Annotated in this window: 17 protein-coding genes, 1 tRNA gene, 1 other RNA gene and 1 pseudogene; 11 read left to right on the forward strand and 9 right to left on the reverse strand. The window is 72.9% G+C overall.

Annotation, left to right across the window (positions count from 1 at the left end):
- Position 1: 1 nt before the first annotated feature.
- Entirely contained in the window at positions 2-457 is a 456-nt protein-coding gene (locus N0B34_RS10590; protein WP_263731359.1) for a hypothetical protein, read from the reverse strand.
- 122 nt (positions 458-579) lie between these two features.
- Complete coding sequence (gene tehA, locus N0B34_RS10595) at positions 580-1,602, reverse strand: dicarboxylate transporter/tellurite-resistance protein TehA (RefSeq protein ID WP_263731360.1); 1,023 nt, start codon at positions 1,600-1,602, stop codon at positions 580-582.
- Between the two features lie 227 nt (positions 1,603-1,829).
- On the opposite strand from tehA, the gene N0B34_RS10600 reads away from it, so the two are divergent.
- The 8 genes from N0B34_RS10600 (at position 1,830) to N0B34_RS10635 (ending at position 10,881) form a co-directional block, all read left to right on the forward strand.
- Positions 1,830-2,789 (forward strand): LLM class flavin-dependent oxidoreductase, encoded by a 960-nt coding sequence (locus tag N0B34_RS10600; RefSeq protein WP_263731361.1) that lies wholly within the window; start codon positions 1,830-1,832, stop codon positions 2,787-2,789.
- A 280-nt stretch (positions 2,790-3,069) separates the two neighbouring features.
- On the forward strand, positions 3,070-4,068 hold the full coding sequence (locus tag N0B34_RS10605; protein ID WP_263731362.1) for an ABC transporter substrate-binding protein: 999 nt from the start codon (positions 3,070-3,072) through the stop codon (positions 4,066-4,068).
- Positions 4,069-4,144: 76 nt separating this feature from the next.
- Positions 4,145-5,686 (forward strand): sugar ABC transporter ATP-binding protein, encoded by a 1,542-nt coding sequence (locus N0B34_RS10610; protein WP_263731363.1) that lies wholly within the window; start codon positions 4,145-4,147, stop codon positions 5,684-5,686.
- Positions 5,683-6,729: an ABC transporter permease gene (locus N0B34_RS10615; protein WP_412175730.1), complete on the forward strand. Its 1,047-nt coding sequence runs from the start codon at positions 5,683-5,685 to the stop codon at positions 6,727-6,729. The genes N0B34_RS10610 and N0B34_RS10615 overlap by 4 nt, the downstream gene beginning before the upstream one ends.
- A complete protein-coding gene (locus tag N0B34_RS10620) occupies positions 6,726-7,748 on the forward strand; it encodes an ABC transporter permease subunit (protein WP_263731364.1) in 1,023 nt (340 codons plus the stop codon). The genes N0B34_RS10615 and N0B34_RS10620 overlap by 4 nt, the downstream gene beginning before the upstream one ends.
- A gap of 42 nt (positions 7,749-7,790) precedes the next feature.
- Positions 7,791-9,320, forward strand: a complete 1,530-nt coding sequence (locus N0B34_RS10625) for a sugar ABC transporter ATP-binding protein (protein ID WP_412175735.1) — start codon at positions 7,791-7,793, stop codon at positions 9,318-9,320.
- Positions 9,317-10,336: a LacI family DNA-binding transcriptional regulator gene (locus N0B34_RS10630; RefSeq protein WP_263731366.1), complete on the forward strand. Its 1,020-nt coding sequence runs from the start codon at positions 9,317-9,319 to the stop codon at positions 10,334-10,336. Before N0B34_RS10625 ends, N0B34_RS10630 begins: the two co-directional genes overlap by 4 nt.
- Positions 10,333-10,881: a DUF1697 domain-containing protein gene (locus tag N0B34_RS10635; protein ID WP_263731367.1), complete on the forward strand. Its 549-nt coding sequence runs from the start codon at positions 10,333-10,335 to the stop codon at positions 10,879-10,881. Before N0B34_RS10630 ends, N0B34_RS10635 begins: the two co-directional genes overlap by 4 nt.
- 50 nt (positions 10,882-10,931) lie before the next feature.
- On the opposite strand, the gene N0B34_RS10640 is transcribed toward N0B34_RS10635, so the two are convergent.
- From N0B34_RS10640 to N0B34_RS10655, 4 genes and pseudogenes are all read right to left on the reverse strand, one after another.
- Positions 10,932-11,243 (reverse strand): SHOCT domain-containing protein, encoded by a 312-nt coding sequence (locus N0B34_RS10640; RefSeq protein ID WP_263731368.1) that lies wholly within the window; start codon positions 11,241-11,243, stop codon positions 10,932-10,934.
- A 121-nt stretch (positions 11,244-11,364) separates the two neighbouring features.
- Positions 11,365-12,030: pseudogene (locus N0B34_RS10645) on the reverse strand (response regulator).
- A complete protein-coding gene (locus N0B34_RS10650) occupies positions 12,027-13,310 on the reverse strand; it encodes a sensor histidine kinase (RefSeq protein WP_263731369.1) in 1,284 nt (427 codons plus the stop codon). Before N0B34_RS10650 ends, N0B34_RS10645 begins: the two are co-directional and overlap by 4 nt.
- A 202-nt stretch (positions 13,311-13,512) precedes the next feature.
- A tRNA-Ser gene (locus N0B34_RS10655) sits at positions 13,513-13,597 on the reverse strand.
- Positions 13,598-13,742: 145 nt separating this feature from the next.
- Between N0B34_RS10655 and N0B34_RS10660 the strand changes: the two genes are divergently transcribed.
- From N0B34_RS10660 to ffs, 3 genes are all read left to right on the forward strand, one after another.
- Positions 13,743-14,441 (forward strand): TetR/AcrR family transcriptional regulator, encoded by a 699-nt coding sequence (locus tag N0B34_RS10660; RefSeq protein WP_263731370.1) that lies wholly within the window; start codon positions 13,743-13,745, stop codon positions 14,439-14,441.
- A gap of 50 nt (positions 14,442-14,491) precedes the next feature.
- Positions 14,492-15,649, forward strand: a complete 1,158-nt coding sequence (locus N0B34_RS10665; protein ID WP_263731371.1) for a hypothetical protein — start codon at positions 14,492-14,494, stop codon at positions 15,647-15,649.
- Between the two features lie 59 nt (positions 15,650-15,708).
- An RNA gene (ffs, locus tag N0B34_RS10670) (signal recognition particle sRNA small type) lies at positions 15,709-15,805 on the forward strand.
- 92 nt (positions 15,806-15,897) lie between these two features.
- On the opposite strand, the gene N0B34_RS10675 is transcribed toward ffs, so the two are convergent.
- The 3 genes from N0B34_RS10675 to N0B34_RS10685 all read right to left on the reverse strand — a co-directional run bounded on the left by N0B34_RS10675 (position 15,898) and on the right by N0B34_RS10685 (position 18,025).
- The gene (locus N0B34_RS10675; protein WP_263731372.1) at positions 15,898-16,374 is read right to left on the reverse strand and encodes a hypothetical protein; all 477 of its coding nucleotides are present in this window, start codon (positions 16,372-16,374) and stop codon (positions 15,898-15,900) included.
- Between the two features lie 152 nt (positions 16,375-16,526).
- Positions 16,527-17,006 (reverse strand): PKD domain-containing protein, encoded by a 480-nt coding sequence (locus N0B34_RS10680; RefSeq protein ID WP_263731373.1) that lies wholly within the window; start codon positions 17,004-17,006, stop codon positions 16,527-16,529.
- Positions 17,007-17,431: 425 nt separating this feature from the next.
- Positions 17,432-18,025 (reverse strand): DUF6318 family protein, encoded by a 594-nt coding sequence (locus tag N0B34_RS10685; RefSeq protein ID WP_263731374.1) that lies wholly within the window; start codon positions 18,023-18,025, stop codon positions 17,432-17,434.
- Positions 18,026-18,087 lie beyond the last annotated feature (62 nt).

Below are 18,087 nucleotides of genomic sequence, written 5' to 3' on the forward strand. Positions count from 1 at the left end.
CTCAGCCGCAGTTGTCGCAGATGCCGGTGGCGGGCAGCGCCATGAAGCACGTCGGGCAGATCGCCGGCGCCTCGTCGGCCACGGCCGACCGCGACGGTGCGCTGCGGACCGACGGCGTCCTCACGGCCCGCGGCGCGCGGGCGGCGGGCCGGGCGGCGGCCGCCCTCGCTGCCGAGGCCGAGAACGGCTCGTGCACCTCGAACCCGCGCTTGCGGAGCAGGGCGACGGCGGCGTCCATGCCGTGGAACTCGTCGGCAGGCGCCAGGCGACCCGTCGCCAGCCGGTGCGCGACGCCCAGCACCGCGCGCGCGTCGTAGCTGAGCCCCTCGTGGACCACCGTGTACTCCGGCTGGGCCGTGAACCCGTAGAGGCGGAGGAACTCCGCACCGCCGCGCTGGTCGTACTCCGCGAGGGTCTGGATCACGTGCTGTCGCAGGACGGAGGAGAAGGTGGCCACGGCCAGCCAGGGTACGTCGCGCGGCTGGACGTCCCGAGTGCCGGCTGCGTCGCCGGGAGGCTCGTCGCACCTCGGGGCCGCGGTCGCACGGGTCCGCCTGACCCGCGGTCAGGCTCGGCCGGTCAGCGGATCGAGCCGGAGACCAGGGCGTCCGTCGCCGGTGCCGGGCTGGTCCGGCCGGGGTCGGCCTCACGCACCGGTCCGGGCACCAGGCGTCCCCGCACGGCGAGGACCGTGGTGCCGACGACCAGCGCGAGCAGCAGCGTCGTGGCGAGCCCGACCGACGCGACGGCAACGACGAGCACGGCCGGCTCCGGGTGCGAGTGCACCAGGCGCAGCCCCGAGTTGGCCATGGCGGCCAGCCCGAACGAGAACGCCCACAGCCCCGGTGCGAAGCCGGCGCCGAGCACCCAGCGCCACAGCCGCAGCATCAGCGCGAGCTGAAGCAGCCCGTACCCGAACAGCAGCAGCGCGACGGTGTCGAACCGGCCGCCGTTCACCGAGAGGTACGCGTAGCAGGCGACGAACGCCGGTGCGAGCTGCACCCCGACAACCCCGCGGGCCCGGGGGGCCACCTCGGTCCCGGTGCGCAGCCGGTGCGTGATGATCGGCTCGAGCGTCAACCAGGACACCAGCCCGGCGCCGAGGAACAGGTACCCGAGCTGATCGTGACCGGCGACACCGAGCCCGATCGCGCTGATGAAGTTCGCCGCGACCAACGGCAGGTAGAACCCGGGCGTCGTCGCCTCGAGCGGTTGCGTGCCCGTCCACAGGGGCGCGACCCGGATCGCGGCGAACGCCACCTGCCCGGCGATGCCCAGCCACAGCAGCACGGCCGCGACCGCCGGCACGTACGGGTGCAGGCCGGCGGAGACGAGGATGCCTCCCGCCGGCAGCAGGCTGATGAACGAGAACGTCGCCGGGTCGCGCCACTCGGCGACGACGCCGTCCCGCGCGCGCACGCAGCGGTACGCGTAGATCAGGGTGAGCACCAGCCACACGGCGCAGCCGGCGAGCACGCCGACCTCACCGACCCAGTGCGGGACCAGCCCGATGCTCGCGCCGTACCGCCACGCGCTACCCAGGCCGAACACGCCGAGCACCATGCCGAAGAAGCTGACGGGGACGCGCTGGAGCGTGCGCACGGGGTGGTCCTTGGTCGGTCGGAGGGTCGCGGCGGTCGGGCGCGTCGCCCGTGACGGTCCGGCGTCGACGGTAACCGGGGGCTGCCCCGGCACCTCCGGGCCGGTGGTCCCCGGGGCGATGTGGAACTCCTCACAGGCCGACCGCGGCCCGGCCCGACCCGGCGCCGGGATGCGTCCCGTCCTCCGCCCGTCCGGCCCAGGTCGGGGCGCGCAGCTACCGTCGGCACATGCCCGACGAGCCGCGCCATCCCCGCCGTTCCAGCGCGTCCTCCCGTCGCCCGCTCCGGGTCGGCGTCCAGCTGCCGGAGGTCGAGCGGGACGTCCGCTGGCCGGAGCTGCTGGACCTGGCCCGCCGCGTGGAGGACGTCGGCCTCGACTCGGTGTGGGTCGGCGACCACCTGCTCTACCGCTTCGCCGACGGCTCCACCCGCGGCCCGTGGGAGGCCGGCTCGTTGCTGGCCGCGCTCGCGGCCTCGACGTCGCGGGTGACCCTCGGCCCGCTGGTGGCGTGCACGGCCTTCCGCAACCCGGCGGTGCTGGCCAAGCAGGCGGCGACGCTCGACGAGATCAGCGGCGGCCGCTTCGTCCTCGGCCTGGGCGCGGGGTGGAACCCCGTCGAGTTCGCGGCGTTCGGGCTGCCCTTCGACCACCGCATCGCGCGGTTCGAGGAGGCGTTCACCATCATCCGGTCCCTGCTGCGCGACGGCTCCGTGGACTTCGTCGGGCAGTACTGGTCGGCACGCGACTGCGAGCTGGTGCCCCGCGGCCCGACGCCGGGCGGCCCCGCGCTGATGATCGGCTCGATCGGGCCGCGGATGCTGGCTGCCACGGCGCCGCACGTCGACTCGTGGAACGCCTGGTACGCCGACACGGGTAACACGCCGGACGGGGCCGCCGCCGCGGCGCGGCCCCTGGCAGCGGCGCTGCGGGCGGCCGGACGGGAGTCCGACGAGGTCGCGCGGACCGTCGCCGTGCTCGTCCAGCTGCCGGGCGGCGTCGGCCGGACGATGGGGGACACCTCGGACTCCCAGCAGGTGCGCCCGCTCACGGGCTCGCCCGAGGAGCTGGCCGCGGGGCTGCGCGCCTACGCCGACGCCGGCATCACCGAGGTGCAGCTGGTGCTCGACCCGATCACCGCCGGCTCGATCGAGGCGCTCCGCCCGGTGCTCGCGCTGCTCGACGCCTGACGCCCTGCCTGGACCACGAGTCCGGGCCTTCGCCCCGTCGCGGCGACGAAGCCGCTGCTCACGCCCTGGAACCGGAATGTGAAGGATCACACCAGGCGCCACTGGGGAGGTCCGCAGCCAGGCCATCGCCGCTGGTGAGCAGGCACGTTACCCAATTGTTACCGCTCACAATCTTCCCCGATGTCCGATGTGAAGGTTAACGTCGCGCCCACGGACCTGGCTCAGCAGGTTTCCGGCTCAGTCCGGACGTGTCCGGGCTCAAAACAAGGAGGTTTTGAGGATGAGGAAGAGGCTGCTCGCTGGGCTCGCGCTGGCAGGGGCCATCGCGCTGGCGACGACGGGATGTTCGGGCTCTGCCTCGGGCTCGACGGGCTCGAGCACGGCCGGTGGAGGGGGCGCCGCCCACAAGGTGATCACGGTCGGGTTCGCGCAGACGGGCTCGGAGTCCGGGTGGCGCGCCGCCAACACGCAGTCGATGAAGGATGCGTTCTCCGAGGCGAACGGCTTCAAGCTGATCTTCAACGCCGCGGACAACAAGCAGGAGGCCCAGATCGCGGCCGTCCGCAGCTTCATCAACCAGGGCGTCGACGCGATCGTCATCGCACCCATCACGGTGGACGGCTGGGACGACGTGCTCAAGGAGGCCAAGGCCGCCAAGATCCCGGTGATCCTCGAGGACCGGACGATCAACGTGTCGGACCCGAGCCTGTACGCCGCCTGGGTCGGCGACGACTTCAAGAAGGAGGGCCAGACGGCCGGCGAGTGGGCCAAGAAGACGGCAACCAGCCCGACCAACATGGTGGTGCTCGAGGGCACCACCGGCTCGGCCCCGGCGCTCGACCGTGCGACCGGCTTCACGGCCGGCTCGGCCGGTGCTCCCATCACCACCCTCGCCTCGCAGACCGGCAACTTCACGCGGGCCGACGGCAAGACCGTGATGGAGGGCTTCCTGCAGAAGTACGGCAACAAGATCCAGATGCTGTTCGCCCAGAACGACGACATGGGTCTGGGCGCGCTCGACGCGATCACCGCAGCCGGTCTGACCCCCGGCAAGGACATCAAGATCGTGACGATCGACGCCACGCACGACGGCCTGCAGGCGCTCGCCGACGGGAAGTTCAACTACGTCGTCGAGTGCAACCCGCTGCTCGGCCCGCAGGTGTCCGACCTGGTCAAGAAGGTGGTCGCCGGTCAGTCGGTGCCCAAGTCGCAGGTCGCCACGGACCAGTCCTTCACGCAGGACCAGGCCAAGACGGCGCTGCCCAGCCGCAAGTACTGACCCGCCAGGCACCGTCGACGGGCGGGGGTCGGTCTCGTACCGGCCCCCGCCCCGGCCCACCGTGAAGGAAGCCCCGATGTCCCTCACCGACGAGGAGACGACGAGCGACGCGCTCGTCGCGATGCGCGGCATCACCATCCAGTTCCCCGGGGTCAAGGCCCTGGACGACGTCGACCTCACGCTGCGCGGCGGGGAGATCCACGCGCTGATGGGCGAGAACGGCGCCGGCAAGTCGACGCTGATCAAGGCCCTCACCGGGGAGTACGCGGTCGACGCCGGCAGCATCGCCGTCGCCGGTGAGCAGCGCGTGTTCCACGGCACCGCCGATGCGCAGGCGGCCGGCGTGTCGACGGTGTACCAGGAGGTCAACCTCTGCGCGAACCTGTCGGTCGGCGAGAACGTCATGCTCGGCCACGAGGTGCGCCGCGCCGGACGGATCGACTGGCGCGCGACCCACCGGGAAGCGGCCGGCCACCTGCAGAACCTCGGCCTGAGGCTCGACACGCGCACCGCGCTGGGGAGCCACTCGATCGCCGTCCAGCAGCTCGTCGCGATCAGCCGCGCCATGGTGACCGAGGCGAAGGTGCTGGTGCTCGACGAGCCGACGTCCAGCCTCGACCGCGGGGAGGTCCAGCAGCTGTTCGCCGTGATGCGCGACCTGCGGTCGCGCGGTGTCGCCGTCCTGTTCGTCACGCACTTCCTCGACCAGGTGTTCGAGATCTCGGACCGGTGCACGGTGCTGCGCAACGGCCGGCTCGTCGGCGACTACCCGATCGACCAGCTGTCGCCCGGCCGTCTCGTCTCCCTGATGCTGGGCCGCGAGCTCGAGGACCTCGCCGCCCTCTCGGGCGCGTCCGACCGGCCGGTCGACAGGTCCGGCACCCCGGTGGTCCGCATGAAGGGGGCCGGCCGCAAGGGCCTCATCGAGCCCGTGGACGTCGACGTCTACCCCGGGGAGGTCGTGGGCATCGCCGGCCTGCTCGGGTCCGGCCGCACGGAGCTCGCGCGGGTGCTGGCAGGTGCGGACCACGCCGACCAGGGCCAGATCGAGGTCGCCGGCAAGGCCGTCAGGCTGAACACGCCGCGGCGCGGGATCGACCACGGCATCGCCTACTCGCCCGAGGACCGTCGCGCCGAGGGCATCCTGGGCGACCTGACCGTCGCGGAGAACATCGTGCTGGGCATCCAGGCGCGCAGGGGATGGCGCAAGGTGCGCAGGTCCGAGCAGGATGCGCTGGTGTCCGAGTACATCGCTGCTCTCGGCATCCGGCCCGCGAACCCGCACATGCTCATCCGCAACCTCTCGGGCGGCAACCAGCAGAAGGTGCTGCTGGCCCGGTGGCTCGCCACCGCACCGGCGCTGCTGATCCTCGACGAGCCGACGCGCGGCATCGACGTCGGCGCCAAGGCGGACATCCAGAGCAAGGTCGCCGAGCTGTCCGAGCAGGGGCTGTCCGTCGTGTTCATCTCCTCGGAGCTCGAGGAGGTGCTGCGCCTGTCGCAACGGATCGTCGTGATGCGCGAGCACCGCAAGATCGGCGAGCTGGCCTCGAGCGAGACCGACGTCGACGGACTGATCGACTTCATCGCCCACCAGGGCCGGGAGGGAGCGGCGTGAACGCCGTCATGAAGCATCGGCTGTTCTGGCCGGTCGTGGTGCTGCTCGCGCTGATCCTGGCGAACACGCTGTCGCGGCCGAGCTTCGTCAGCATCACCGTGCAGGACGGGCGGCTGTACGGGTCGCTCATCGACATCCTGCGCAACAGCGCACCGCTGATGCTCGTGGCCCTGGGGATGACCCTGGTGATCGCGACCCGCGGCATCGACCTGTCCGTCGGTGCGGTGATGGCGGTGTCGGGGGCCGTGGCCCTGCAGATCATCCAGGACTCGGGTGCCCCGTCGAACCCGTCCGTGCTCGCCGTGGCCATCGGCACCGCCGTGCTGGCCGGCCTGGCGTGCGGCGTCTGGAACGGCTTCCTCATCTCGGTGCTCGGCATCCAGCCGATCATCGCGACCCTCGTGCTGATGCTCGCCGGTCGCGGCATCGCGCTGCTGATCACGCGCGGCTTCATCACCACGATCAACAGCGACCCCTACAAGTTCATGGCGCAGGGGTACGTGCTCGGGCTGCCGTTCGCGTTCTACGTCTCGCTGGCGGCGATCGCCGTCGTCGCCGTGATCGAGCGGCGCACGGCGCTCGGCGTGCTGACCGAGGCCGTCGGCATCAACCCGGAGGCGAGCCGGCTGGCCGGTGTGCGGGCCAGGGGCATCATCTGGGGCGCCTACGCCGCCAGCGGGCTGCTCGCCGGCTTCGCCGGCCTGCTCTACAGCTCCAACATCATGGCGGCGGACGCCAACGCGGCCGGTCTGTACATCGAGCTCGACGCGATCCTCGCGGTGGTGCTCGGCGGGACCTCCCTGGCCGGGGGCACGTTCAGCCTGGCCGGCACGGTCGTCGGCGTGTTCACCATCCAGACGCTGAAGTCGACCATCACGTTCCTCGGCGTCCCGCCGGCCGTCACGCCGGTGTTCATGGCGGCCGTCGTCGTGGTCGTCGTCCTCATCCAGTCCAGCCGGTTCCGGCGCTGGGTCGGTCGGCTCGGCGGTCGGCTGAGCGTGCGGTCCGCCCAGCCCGTCGAGCGAACGGAGGTCGCGTCATGACGAGCACGCAGACGGTTCTGACGGGCGAGCTGCGCGCGGTGACGCGCCCGCACCGGTTCATGGCTCGGCACGCCTCGTGGATCCCCGTGTTCGCGGCGGTCGCGATCCTCGTCGTGATGGTGGTCGGCGCCCAGCTCTACTTCGGCAAGTTCCTCACGCCGCGGCTGGTGTCGTCGATCCTGCTCGACAACTCCTACCTGCTGATCCTGGCCGTCGGCATGACGTTCGTGATCCTCACGGGCGGCATCGACCTGTCCGTCGGGGCGGTGATGTCGTTCACCGGGATGATGGGTGCGAGCCTGCTGCGGGACGGGCTGCCGTCGTCCGTCGTCGCCCCGACGATGCTGGCGACCGGCGCCCTCATCGGGCTCGGTGTCGGCGTCCTGGTCCAGTACTTCGACGTGCAGCCGTTCATCGCGTCCCTGGCAGGGATGTTCCTGGCGCGCGGGCTCGGGTTCGTGGTGAGCCTGAACTCGATCAAGGTCACCGACCCGGCGATCCTCTGGCTCCAGGGCACGCGCCTGCAGGCGGGGGCGGGCTGGTACATCACGCCGACCGGCATCATCGCGCTGCTGGTGGTCCTGGTCGGGGCCGGGCTGCTGGCGTACACGCGGTTCGGCCGCACCGTCTACGCGGTGGGTGGCAGCGAGCAGTCGGCGCGGCTGATGGGCCTGCCGGTCGCCCGCACCAAGCTGCTCGCCTACGTCGTCAGCGGTACGTGCGCGGGGCTCGCGGGCGTCATCTTCACCGCCTACACCGGCGCGGCCTACCCGCTGAACGGGATCGGCACCGAGCTCGACACGATCGCCGCGGTGGTGATCGGCGGGACGCTGCTGACCGGCGGCAGCGGGTTCGTCGTCGGCTCGATGATCGGCGTGTTCGTCTACGGGATGATCAAGACGATCATCAACTTCCTCGGTGTCGACCAGTCGTGGACCCGCATCACCATCGGCGCCCTGCTGCTGCTGTTCGTCGTGGTCCAGCGGCTGATCGTCGCCCGGTCCGCACGGCGCAGATAGGCTCGCCGTGGCCCGTCGGGGCGCCGTGCGGGCCACGGCATGATGAGCACCATGGAGGACGCGCAGCCGCTGGTGCAGGTCACCGGCGCGACGGTGCGCTTCCGGTCGGACACCGCGCTCGACGGCGTCGACTTCCGCATGTTCGCCGGCGAGGTCCACTCGCTCATGGGCGAGAACGGCGCCGGCAAGTCGACGCTGATCAAGGCGCTCACGGGCGCGCTGGCGCTGGACGCCGGCGAGGTCCGCCTCGGCGGTGAGGTGGTGCGGTTCGCCACGCCGCACGACGCGCACCTGGCCGGCATCAGCACCGTGTACCAGGAGATCGACCTCCTGCCGAACCTGACGGTCGCGGAGAACATCGCGCTCGGCCGCGAGCCGCGCAACCGCGTCGGGGCCATCGACTGGGCCGCGACCCGTCGGCTGGCGCACGAGGCGCTCGCGGCCCTCGGCCTGGAGATCGACCCCGCGTCGGTGCTGGGCACCCACCCGCTGGCCGTGCAGCAGCTCGTCGCGATAGCCCGCGCCATCTCGACGGACGTCAAGGTGCTGGTGCTCGACGAGCCCACGTCGAGCCTGGACTTCGACGAGGTCGCCGAGCTGTTCCGCGTCATCCGCGAGCTGAAGGCCCGTGGCGTCGCGATCCTGTTCGTCTCGCACTTCCTCGACCAGGTGTACGAGATCTGCGACCGCATCACGGTGCTGCGCAACGGCCGGCTGGTCGGGGAGTACCTGACCACCGAGCTGCTGCGGATCGACCTGGTGCAGAAGATGCTGGGCCGGTCCGCCGCCGCGCTCGCCGAGCGGCAGGCGTTCGACGCGCCCGACGACGACCCGTCCGTGACGCTGAGCGCCCGCGGCGTCACCGTCCTGCCGGGCATCGCCGACGCGGACGTCGACCTGGTCGAGGGCGAGGTGCTGGGCGTGGCTGGGCTGCTCGGCTCCGGCCGGACCAAGCTCGCCCGCGCCCTGACCGGTGTCGACCGGCTGGAGGCCGGCATCATCCGCATCGACGGGCAGGAGCGGCGCCTGTCCAGCCCGCGCCGAGCGCTGTCCCTCGGCGTCGTCTACTCCTCGGAGAACCGCCGCACCGAGGGGCTGATCGGCGAGCTGAGCGTGCTGGAGAACATCACGCTGGCCCTGCAGGCGCAGCGCGGGGTGCTGCGCCGGATCCGGTCGGCGCGCCAGCGGGAGCTCGCGGCGAGCTGGGTCGAGGCGCTGGACATCCGCCCGCCGGACCTCGACCGGCCGGTCGCCAGCCTGTCCGGCGGCAACCAGCAGAAGGTGCTGCTCGCCCGGCTGCTGGCGCTGTCCCCGCGGGTGATCGTGCTCGACGAGCCGACGCGCGGCATCGACGTGGGCGCCAAGGTGGAGATCCAGAACCTGGTGGGCGAGCTGGCCGACAACGGGCTGTCCGTGGTGTTCATCTCGGCGGAGCTGGAGGAGGTGCTGCGGGTCGGCACGCGCGTGGCGATCCTGCAGGACGGCCGCGTCGTCGACGTCGTGCCGTCCGAGGGCCTGACCACGGACTCGCTGCTGGCGATGGTGGCCCGGTCGGAGGGGGACGAGGCATGAGCGGCGACGGCGGCTCGCGCGCCGCGAACATCCTCGACGTCGCGCGGCTCGCGGGGGTGTCCCACCAAACGGTCTCGCGCGTGCTGAACGACCTGCCGAACGTGCGGCCGGCCACTCGCGCGCGCGTCGAGCAGGCGATCGCGCAACTGCGGTACAGCCCGTCACCGCAGGCCCGTGCGCTGGTGACCCGTCGCACCCGCACGATCGGCCTGGTCACCCCGATGGCCGCCGACTTCGGGCCGACGTCGGTGGCGATGCACTTCAACGTCGCGGCCCGGGCCGCCCGCTACAACGTCGAGACGGTCAGTCTGCTCGACACCGACCCGACCGACGTGCGGGCGATCGTCGAGAGCCTGCTGCGCCAGCGGGTGGACGCCATCGTGTTCGTCGTCGCCGACGCCGACGTGCTCGAGCTGGTCCGCGGCCTGGACCTGAGCGTCCCCGTGGTCGCCGCGGCGTCCACCGCGCGCCGCAGCCCGCTGTTCGTCTCGATCGACCAGTACCGGGGTGCGCGCTCCGCCGTCCGCCACCTGGCCGAGCTGGGCCACCAGCGGATCCTGCACCTGGCCGGCCCGCAGCGGGCCGCCGACGCGATCGAGCGCGTGCGCGGCTGGCGCGACGAGCTCGCGGAGCGCCGGCTCGAGATCGTCACCCCGCTGCACGGCGACTGGTCCGCGGCCAGCGGCTACCGGCTCGGTGCCGAGCTCGACGTCGCCCCCGGGTCGGCGGTGTTCGTGGCCAACGACCACATGGCGATCGGTGTGCTCTCGGCCCTGCGCGAGCGGGGCCTGCGCGTGCCGGACGACGTCAGCGTGGTGGGGTTCGACGACGTGCCCGAGTCCGGCTACCTCTACCCGGCGCTGACCACCGTGCGGCAGGACTTCGCCGCGCTGGGCGAGCTGATGATGCAGAAGGTGCTGGTCGCCGTCGAGGAGCCGGACAGCGTCACGGTGGACACGCCGCTGCCGACGCACCTGGTGGTCCGCCAGTCCACCCGCGCCGCGGTCACGCCGTGACGAAGGCCTATGCCGCGCTCCTGCGGGGCATCAACGTCGGGGGCAACAAGAAGCTGCCGATGGCCGAGCTGCGGTCGCTGCTGACCGACCTGGGTCACGGCGACGTGCGCACCTACCTGCAGAGCGGCAACGCCGTCTTCACCAGCGACCACGACGACGAGGAGGCGCTCGCGACCCGGCTCCGGGCGGCCATCGGGGCACGCTTCGGGTTCGACGTCGAGGTGCTGGTGCGCGACCACGACTACCTGAAGGCCGTCGCCGACGCCTGCCCGTTCCCGGCGGGGGTGCTGCAGGGCAAGCAGCTGCACGTCACGTACTTCTCCGAGCCGGTCGAGGAGTCCCGGTTCGCGTCCCTCGACCTGGCGGCGTTCCTGCCGGAGGAGGTCCGTCTCGGCGACCGCGCGCTCTACCTGTACGCCCCGGACGGTCTGGGCCGCTCCCCGCTCGCCGAGGCCCTGGCCCGGTCCGGACCGCCCAAGGGCGTCGTCGCGACCAGCCGCAACTGGAACACCGTGCTGAAGCTGGTCGAGCTCACCGCGCCGTAGCCCCGGGGCGACGCCGCCGAACCGCGGGCCACGGTCCGGCGGCGCGTCGGTCAGGGCTGCGCTGGCTGCTCCGTCGCGAGCAGCGTCTCCAGCCGGGCGCGGTACTCCGCCTCGTCGATCTCGCCGCGGGCGAACCGCTCGGCGAGCACGGACGTCGCCGAGCTCCGGCCTACCATCCCCGGCCAAGGGCCGCACGGGCCTCGACCAGCGGCTGCCCACCGGCGCCGGCGCGTCGCGAAGAAGACGACGAAGCCGACGACGACGAGGAACCAGAACAGCGGGACCAGCAGGAACCACGGGCCTGGCCACCAGCCGCCGTACGCGACGGGGTGGGCCAGCGCGCTGGCGAACGTGGTGAGCATGACGAACCTCCCGGTGTGGCGTGCGACCGGACCTCGGCCGCAGCTCCACGCTCCCTCGGCAGGACGGTCCCCGTCGTCGTCCCGGCGGAGCCTTCCGCACGCTCCGGACGGAGCACGAGACTCAGGTCGCCCACCCCGGCCGGACCAGGCCGGACTCGTAGGCGGCGACGACGAGCTGCGCCCGGTCGCGGGCACCGAGCTTGCCGCTCGCGCGCAGCACGTGCGTCTTCACCGTGAGCGGCGAGAGGAACAGCCGCTCGCCGATCTCCTAGTTCGAGAGGCCCTCGCCGACCAGGACGACGACCTCGCGTTCCCGTGCGGTCAGCTCGGCGATGCCCGGCAACGGCGGCGCGTCGCGCGTCGCGCGCGCCACGCGCTCGAGCAGGCGGCGTGTGACGGTGGGCGACAGCAGCGCCTCGCCGGCAGCCGCCACCCTGATGGCCCGCAGCAGCTCCGCGGGCTCGGTGTCCTTGACGAGGAACCCGCTCGCGCCGTTCCGTATCGCCTCGCCGACGTACTCGTCGAGCTCGAACGTCGTCACGACGACGACGTGCACACCGCCCGCCCGGGCATCCGCGACGATGCGGCGGGTCGCCTCGAGCCCGTCGAGCCCCGGCATGCGGATGTCCATGAGGACCACGTCGGGCAGCAGGTCGAGCGTGCGCTCGACCGCCTCCGCGCCGGTCGCCGCCTCGCCGACGACGACGAGGTCGGGCTCGGCGTCGACGAGGGCACGCAGGCCGGCGCGGATCAGCTGCTGGTCGTCGGCCAGCAGCACGCGGATCATGCCGCGCCCCGCGGCAGCTCGACGACGACGGCCCATCCGGTGCCGCGCGGCCCGGCGTCGACCGTGCCGCCCATCGCCCCCACGCGTTCCTGCATGCCGCGCAGGCCGAAGCCGTGGCCGACGTGGCCCGTTGAGTCACCCGGCGACGAGATGCCAGGGGAGCGTGCGCCGCCGCGGTCGGCCCTGCCGTCGTCGACCACCTCGAGCCGCACGACCCCTGACTCCACCCGAACGCTCGCGGTGACCCGGGCGCCCGCTCCCGCGTGCCGGCGCACGTTCGTCAGCGCCTCCTGCAGCGCGCGCACCAGCACGGTCGCCCGGTCGGGGTCGAGGCCGGCGAGAACCGCCGGGTCGAGCTGGTCGTCCACGCTGATCCCCGCCGCGCGCGCCGAGTCGAGCAGCGCCGGAACGGCGTCCGCCGGAGCGGTCGCGGCCGGCTCGCGCGGGGCGGCCTCCCCCTCCGCGCGCAGGATCCCGAGCACCTGCCGCACCTCGTCGAGCGCGTCGACGCTCGTCGTCCGGATGTTGCGCAACGCGTCGCGCGCCCGCTCCGGCTCGCGGTCCATGAGGTGCAACCCGACACCCGCCTGCACGCTGATCGTCGACAGCGAGTGCGCGAGGACGTCGTGCAGCTCCCGCGCGATGCGGAGCCGCTCGGCCGTGGCGGCCGCCTCCTCACGCGACACCCTGGCCGCCTGGACCGCCCGCATGCGCTCGCCGCGACCGCGCGCGCCCTCACCCAGCAGGCCGCCGACCAGCAGCGCCGCAGTCCACAGGGCAGCTGCGGTCGGCCGTGCCGATGCGTCCGTCAGGCCGCGCGCCACGATCGCGGCGATGCCGAGCCCGGCGACCGTCCACGACTCCCCGCGCCGCCCACGGGCGCCGAGGACCACCACGATGACGACGAGCGGCAGCGGGACCGGTCCGAACGCGTAGCCGAGCCACAGGTACGTGCCCACCGCAGCCGCCGCGACGAATCCCGCCACCGCGCCCACGCGCCGGCCGAGCGCGGTGATGGGCAGGCAGGCGGGGGCGACGAGGAGCAGCAGGTGGCCGAGCCCGTCGAGCGCCCGCGGCGCACTCGAGAAGTGATCGGCGGCAGCCGAGCCCCCGAGCGCGATGGCCGCGAGCACGAGGGCCGGGACGATGAGCCTCGCGGCGCCCGGGCGGCGGCGCTCGGGATCCAGCTCACCGCGCATCCAGGGCGGGCCCCACGGCCCGCCGCCACGCGTCCCGGGCGGCCCCCACGCGCGCTCGTCGTGCTGGCCCGGGTGCGGCATGCGGCCACGCTAGCCGCCGGTGCCACGGCGGGCGTCGTCCAGAGGGAGCGCCCGCGCGCTCCGCTGGGAGTGGGTCCCGCTCCGCACGTCACGCCGCCGACCTGCTTGCAGCCACGGCACTCCACGCATGGTCACCGCCGAAACGACGAAGGGCCCGTAGCCCACATCGCTGCAGGTCACGGGCCCTTCGGACATTCACGGGCGGAGGATGGGGGATTCGAACCCCCGAGGCTGTTACACCAACACGCTTTCCAAGCGTGCGCCATAGGCCACTAGGCGAATCCTCCTGGTACTGCCACGTGCACGGCGACCCTGGGCTGACGGGCCGACCGCGGCGGCAAGTCTAGCGGAGCCCCGGCGGTGCGCCTGACAGGTCTTCACCCGGGACCCCCGTCCCACTAGAGCGCTCGCTCTAGAGCGAAAACTCTAGGCATGGCCGAGTCCACCGTGCAGATCCCCACCGTCGCCCCCGTCCGCCGCAGCCTCCGGGTCACCGGCAAGCGCCGCCCCGGCACCGCCGAGCGGATCCTCGACGTGGCGGGTGACCTGTTCGCGGCGGAAGGCGTCCGCGCGGTCTCCACCAACCGCATCGCGTCCACCGCCCGGATCAGCCCCGGCAACCTCTACTACTGGTACGCCGACCGCCAGGCGATCGTCCGCGCGCTGTTCGCCCGGTACGCCAAGGCGCACTCGGCGGTGTGGGACGGGATCGACCCGGACAACGTCACCCCGGAGCGCCTCGACCGGCTGGTCGCGGCCGGCGCGCGGATCACGGCGGACCACCCGTACTTCGCACGGGACCTGATCACGCTGGTCCGCGACGACGAGGAGCTCGCCGAGGCATACCGGGCGGTGCGGGTCCAGCGCCGTGAGCTGTTCGGGCGGGTCGCGCGCGGCTGGCGGGCGCGGGGTGTGCTGGTCCCTGTGGACGACGACCGGCTGGACCACGTCGTCGAGGCGCTGCTGGTGCTCGCCGAGTCGTGGTGGGCGTTCGCGCAGCTGGATGACGAGCGGCCCGAACCGGTCGAGGGCGAGCGGTTGATCAGGGCCCTCATCGAGCCGTACCTCGCCACCGGCCTGGAGGGGGCCGGGCTCCCCTCCGTCCCGCTCGCGGCGGACGCCGGACGATGAGCCGGCGGTCGCGTCGCCGGCCCGGTGCGGACGACGACGACACTGACGGTGTGAGCAGACGAGCCGTGCTGGGGTGGGTGGGCGCAGGCGCCCTCGTCGTCGTCGGCGGGACGCTGGTGCGCGCCCAGCGCCAGGGACTGCTGGACCCCCGCACCGGCCCCGCGTACACCGCGTGGCAGCCGACGCACCGCACCGGTGCCGAGGCTGTAGTCGCCGCGGCGGTGCTCGCCGCCAGCCCGCACAACCTGCAGAACTGGTGGTTCCGTCCGACGGCGGCCGCCGACGGCTCGGTCACGCTCGACGTGCACGACGACACCTCGCGGTCCCTCGGCGTGGTCGACGCGCACCGCCGCGAGGCGCACCTGGGCATCGGCGCCGCCGTGGCCAACGCCGAGGTCGCGGCCCCGGCGCTCGGCTTCGACACCCGGCTGACCGTGCGGCCCGCGGCCGACGACGAGACGCTGCTGGCCCGCCTCGTCCTCACCCCGCGCACGCCCGCCGATCCGGACCCGCTGGCCCAGGCGATCTGGCACCGGCACTCGGACCGCGGTGCGTACCCGCCGGAGGAGCCGTCGGCCGATCTGCTGGGCCGCCTGCGCGCCACCGCGCTGGACGGGAGCACCGGTGTGGACCTCGTCTGGATCACCACCCCTGACCAGCGGCAACGCCTCGGCACGCTGCTCGTCGACGCCGCCACCGCCCTGACCGCCGACCACCAGATGAGCGTCGACAACGCGGAGCTGATCCGGTACGACCACCAGCAGGTGGAGCGGTACGGCGACGGTCTCACCATCGACGCGCAGGCCCTGTCACCGTTCCTCGAGGTGGCCGCCCAGCTGCTGCCGGCCACGTCGCGCACGCAGGGCGACAACTCCTGGGTCCGGTCCACGCGGGACGTGCACACCGCGACGGCGCGTGCCTACGGGCTCGTCGTCGGCGACCGCAGCGACCCGGCCACCCGGGTGCACGCCGGCCGTGTGCTGCAGCGGCTGCACCTGGCCCTGGTCGCGGAGGGATGGGCGATGCAGCATATGAACCAGGCGGTGGAGATGGCCGAGCGGGACGCCGCGCTGGGGACGGCGGACCGGTTCGACGGACCGCTGACGCAGCTCGCCGGTGGACAGGTGATCGCGGCGCTCCGGATGGGCCGACCGAGCGGTCGGGCGGTCGCGAGCCCTCGTCGTCCGTTGGCCGACGTGCTGCGCTGAGCCGGCGCCGGTCGAGCAGGGGGCGACCGGCGCCACCCTGGCCCTGCCCTAGACTGGGGGCAGACCCCTCGTGCGGCGTCATCTCGCTGAACTCCCCCAGGGCCGGAAGGCAGCAAGGGCAGGTGAGCTCTGGCGGGTGTGCGGGGGGTCCTCTCATGCCCGGGCAGCGGCTGCCGGGGAAGCGGCCATCCGGCGCCATCCGGCGGGGTCAGCGGCCAACGGGCGTCGTCGGACGAACCCGAGCGCCTTCAGAGCTGCAGCAGCGACACCGGCGCGCAGACCTCGACGATGCCCCGCCCGGCCTGCGGAACGATCCCCGGCTCGGGCCGGTGCACGCTGAACATCGGTCCGGCGAACCGGTAGCCGTTCCGGGCGATCCACCGGCCCAGCGCGTCGAAGACGGTGTGCAGCTCCGGCTCACCGTCGTCCTGCCGGCTGCAGGCGACCAGCGTGGCGGGGACCTGGCGGCAGTGCACCGCCTCGGTGTCCTCGAACGGGCGCGCCACCTCGAGCAGCACCTCGAGATCGGCATTCCGGCTCAGCAGGAAGTCGTCGTGGTAGACGGTCAGCGCCAGGGGCATGGCGACGGGCGTCGCACCGGCTGTGGCCAGCCCTGACCACAGGCGTCCCCACAGCACACCCTCGTCGGCGGCAGAGGGAAGGGTGTCCCGGACGGCGGCCATGGTGCAGGGGGCCAGGGTGCGCGTGACGATCTCGGTACCCAACAGGGGTCCTCCAACGGATGACCAGAGGCGAGCCGCACACCGGTGGACGGCCGCGCCGGTGGACACACTGTCGCACCTGCTCGCCGCGGCCTCCAGCGTGTCCATGCCCGCGCGCCGCCCGGTGGACGGCTGGCGGCGTGGTCGGTGGTCGGTCAGTCGCAGCCGGGGGCGTGCGGCTCCTCGTTGCACGTGGTGGCGACGAGGTGGGAGCGCAGCTCCTCGGCGGTGAAGGGCCTGCTGGTGCTGACCGTGGTGGCCGTGCCGGGGACGTCTCGGGGCGTCGGATCCTCGGCGAGGGTGAAGGTCGCCGACCAGGTGGTGGTCAGCGTGATCGCGTAGGTGCCGGTGTGGACGTAGGGGTGGGAGATGTCCGCCTGGGGCCAGGGCCGACCCGGGATCGTTGTGCTGATCACGGCGCCGTCGCCGAAGTCCCACCGGTAGCTGTGCGGGTGGGCGGTGATGGTCACCGGGGTGCCTAGGATCGTGGTGGTCAGCGTCTGGTCGGCCGCGCCGGCGGCGTAGACGACCGTCGGCTTGTTCACCAGCACCCACCCGCGATCCGGCTGGACCGTCAGTGCGCTGGGCGTCAGCGTCATCCGTCGGAACTCGGCCAGCACCATCTCGGGTGTCACGGTCGCTGCCGCGGCGCACGACGCCGGCGCCGTCACCGTCCACTCGCTCCACGGGCTCGCCGCATCCGCCCGGGTCCGCTGCCAAACCGGCGCCAACGTCGCCACCCCCGCCGCCTCGCACTCCGGCAACGGAGTGATGTCGTCACCGAGGCACGGGAAGAGATTCGGAGAGTCGCTGAGGTTCCGACGGCAGATGGGCGCCCGCAACCTCTCGACGAGAGGTTCGCCCGTTGTCGACGGTGTGAGGTCCCGAACTGCGCCGGGCTGGCTCGTCGCACCGGCGACGTCGACGTCGGAGCCACCCGCTCGCGCTGTGATCGAGACAGGCGTCGAGGGGGGCCCGGCTGACGGATCAGCTGACGGATCACATGCCAGTCCCGCCGATACGAGTGCCAGCGCCGCGGCGAGTACCGGCGCAGCTGACATCACGAGGTCGCCTTGACCTGGGCTTCGCGAACGAGCCACCGATCGATCTGAAAGACCATCAGGAACGTCAGCTCGCCCGTCGTCACTCGGCCCGGGTCGATGAGGCGACCGTCCTTGGTCCAGGAGGAGTCAGGACCCGCGGCGACACTGACGGCGATCGAGTATTGGAGGGGGCTGGCGCTCAGGGTCCTCCTCGATGTCACGATCAGCGGCTGGAATCGCGCCGTTTGACCCGCGGCGCGGCGGGCGGCGACATCGTCGAGAACGCCTTGGCAGAACTTGCATGATGGGTGGCTGATCGCTGACCACGGTGCGGTGTCCTGGGTTGACTCCGTGTACGCGTAGAGGCTCAGCACGTAGGCGACGGCGGCTACCGCGCCGGTCTCGTCGTCGCGAGACATCTCCGCCGGTTGTGTCGGTGACGGGGCTGGAGCGGGGAGCGGCGACGTCGGGCTGGCGGAGGGGCTGGGCGCGCCCGGGGTCGGCGCGGGCGTCGGGTCCGGTGCGCAGCCTGCGACGAGAGCGGCGACGGCCAGGGGGACGAGGAGCGCGAGCCGACCGCTCCGGTGGTGGGTGCGGGCGCGTGTCGACATGGGGTGACCTCGGCGGGCGCGGCGTTGGGGGCGCGTGCAGCCTGGCAGAAGCCGTGTCCCGA

The sequence above is a fragment of the Cellulomonas sp. SG140 genome (assembly GCF_025770785.1).
Taxonomy (GTDB): domain Bacteria; phylum Actinomycetota; class Actinomycetes; order Actinomycetales; family Cellulomonadaceae; genus Cellulomonas.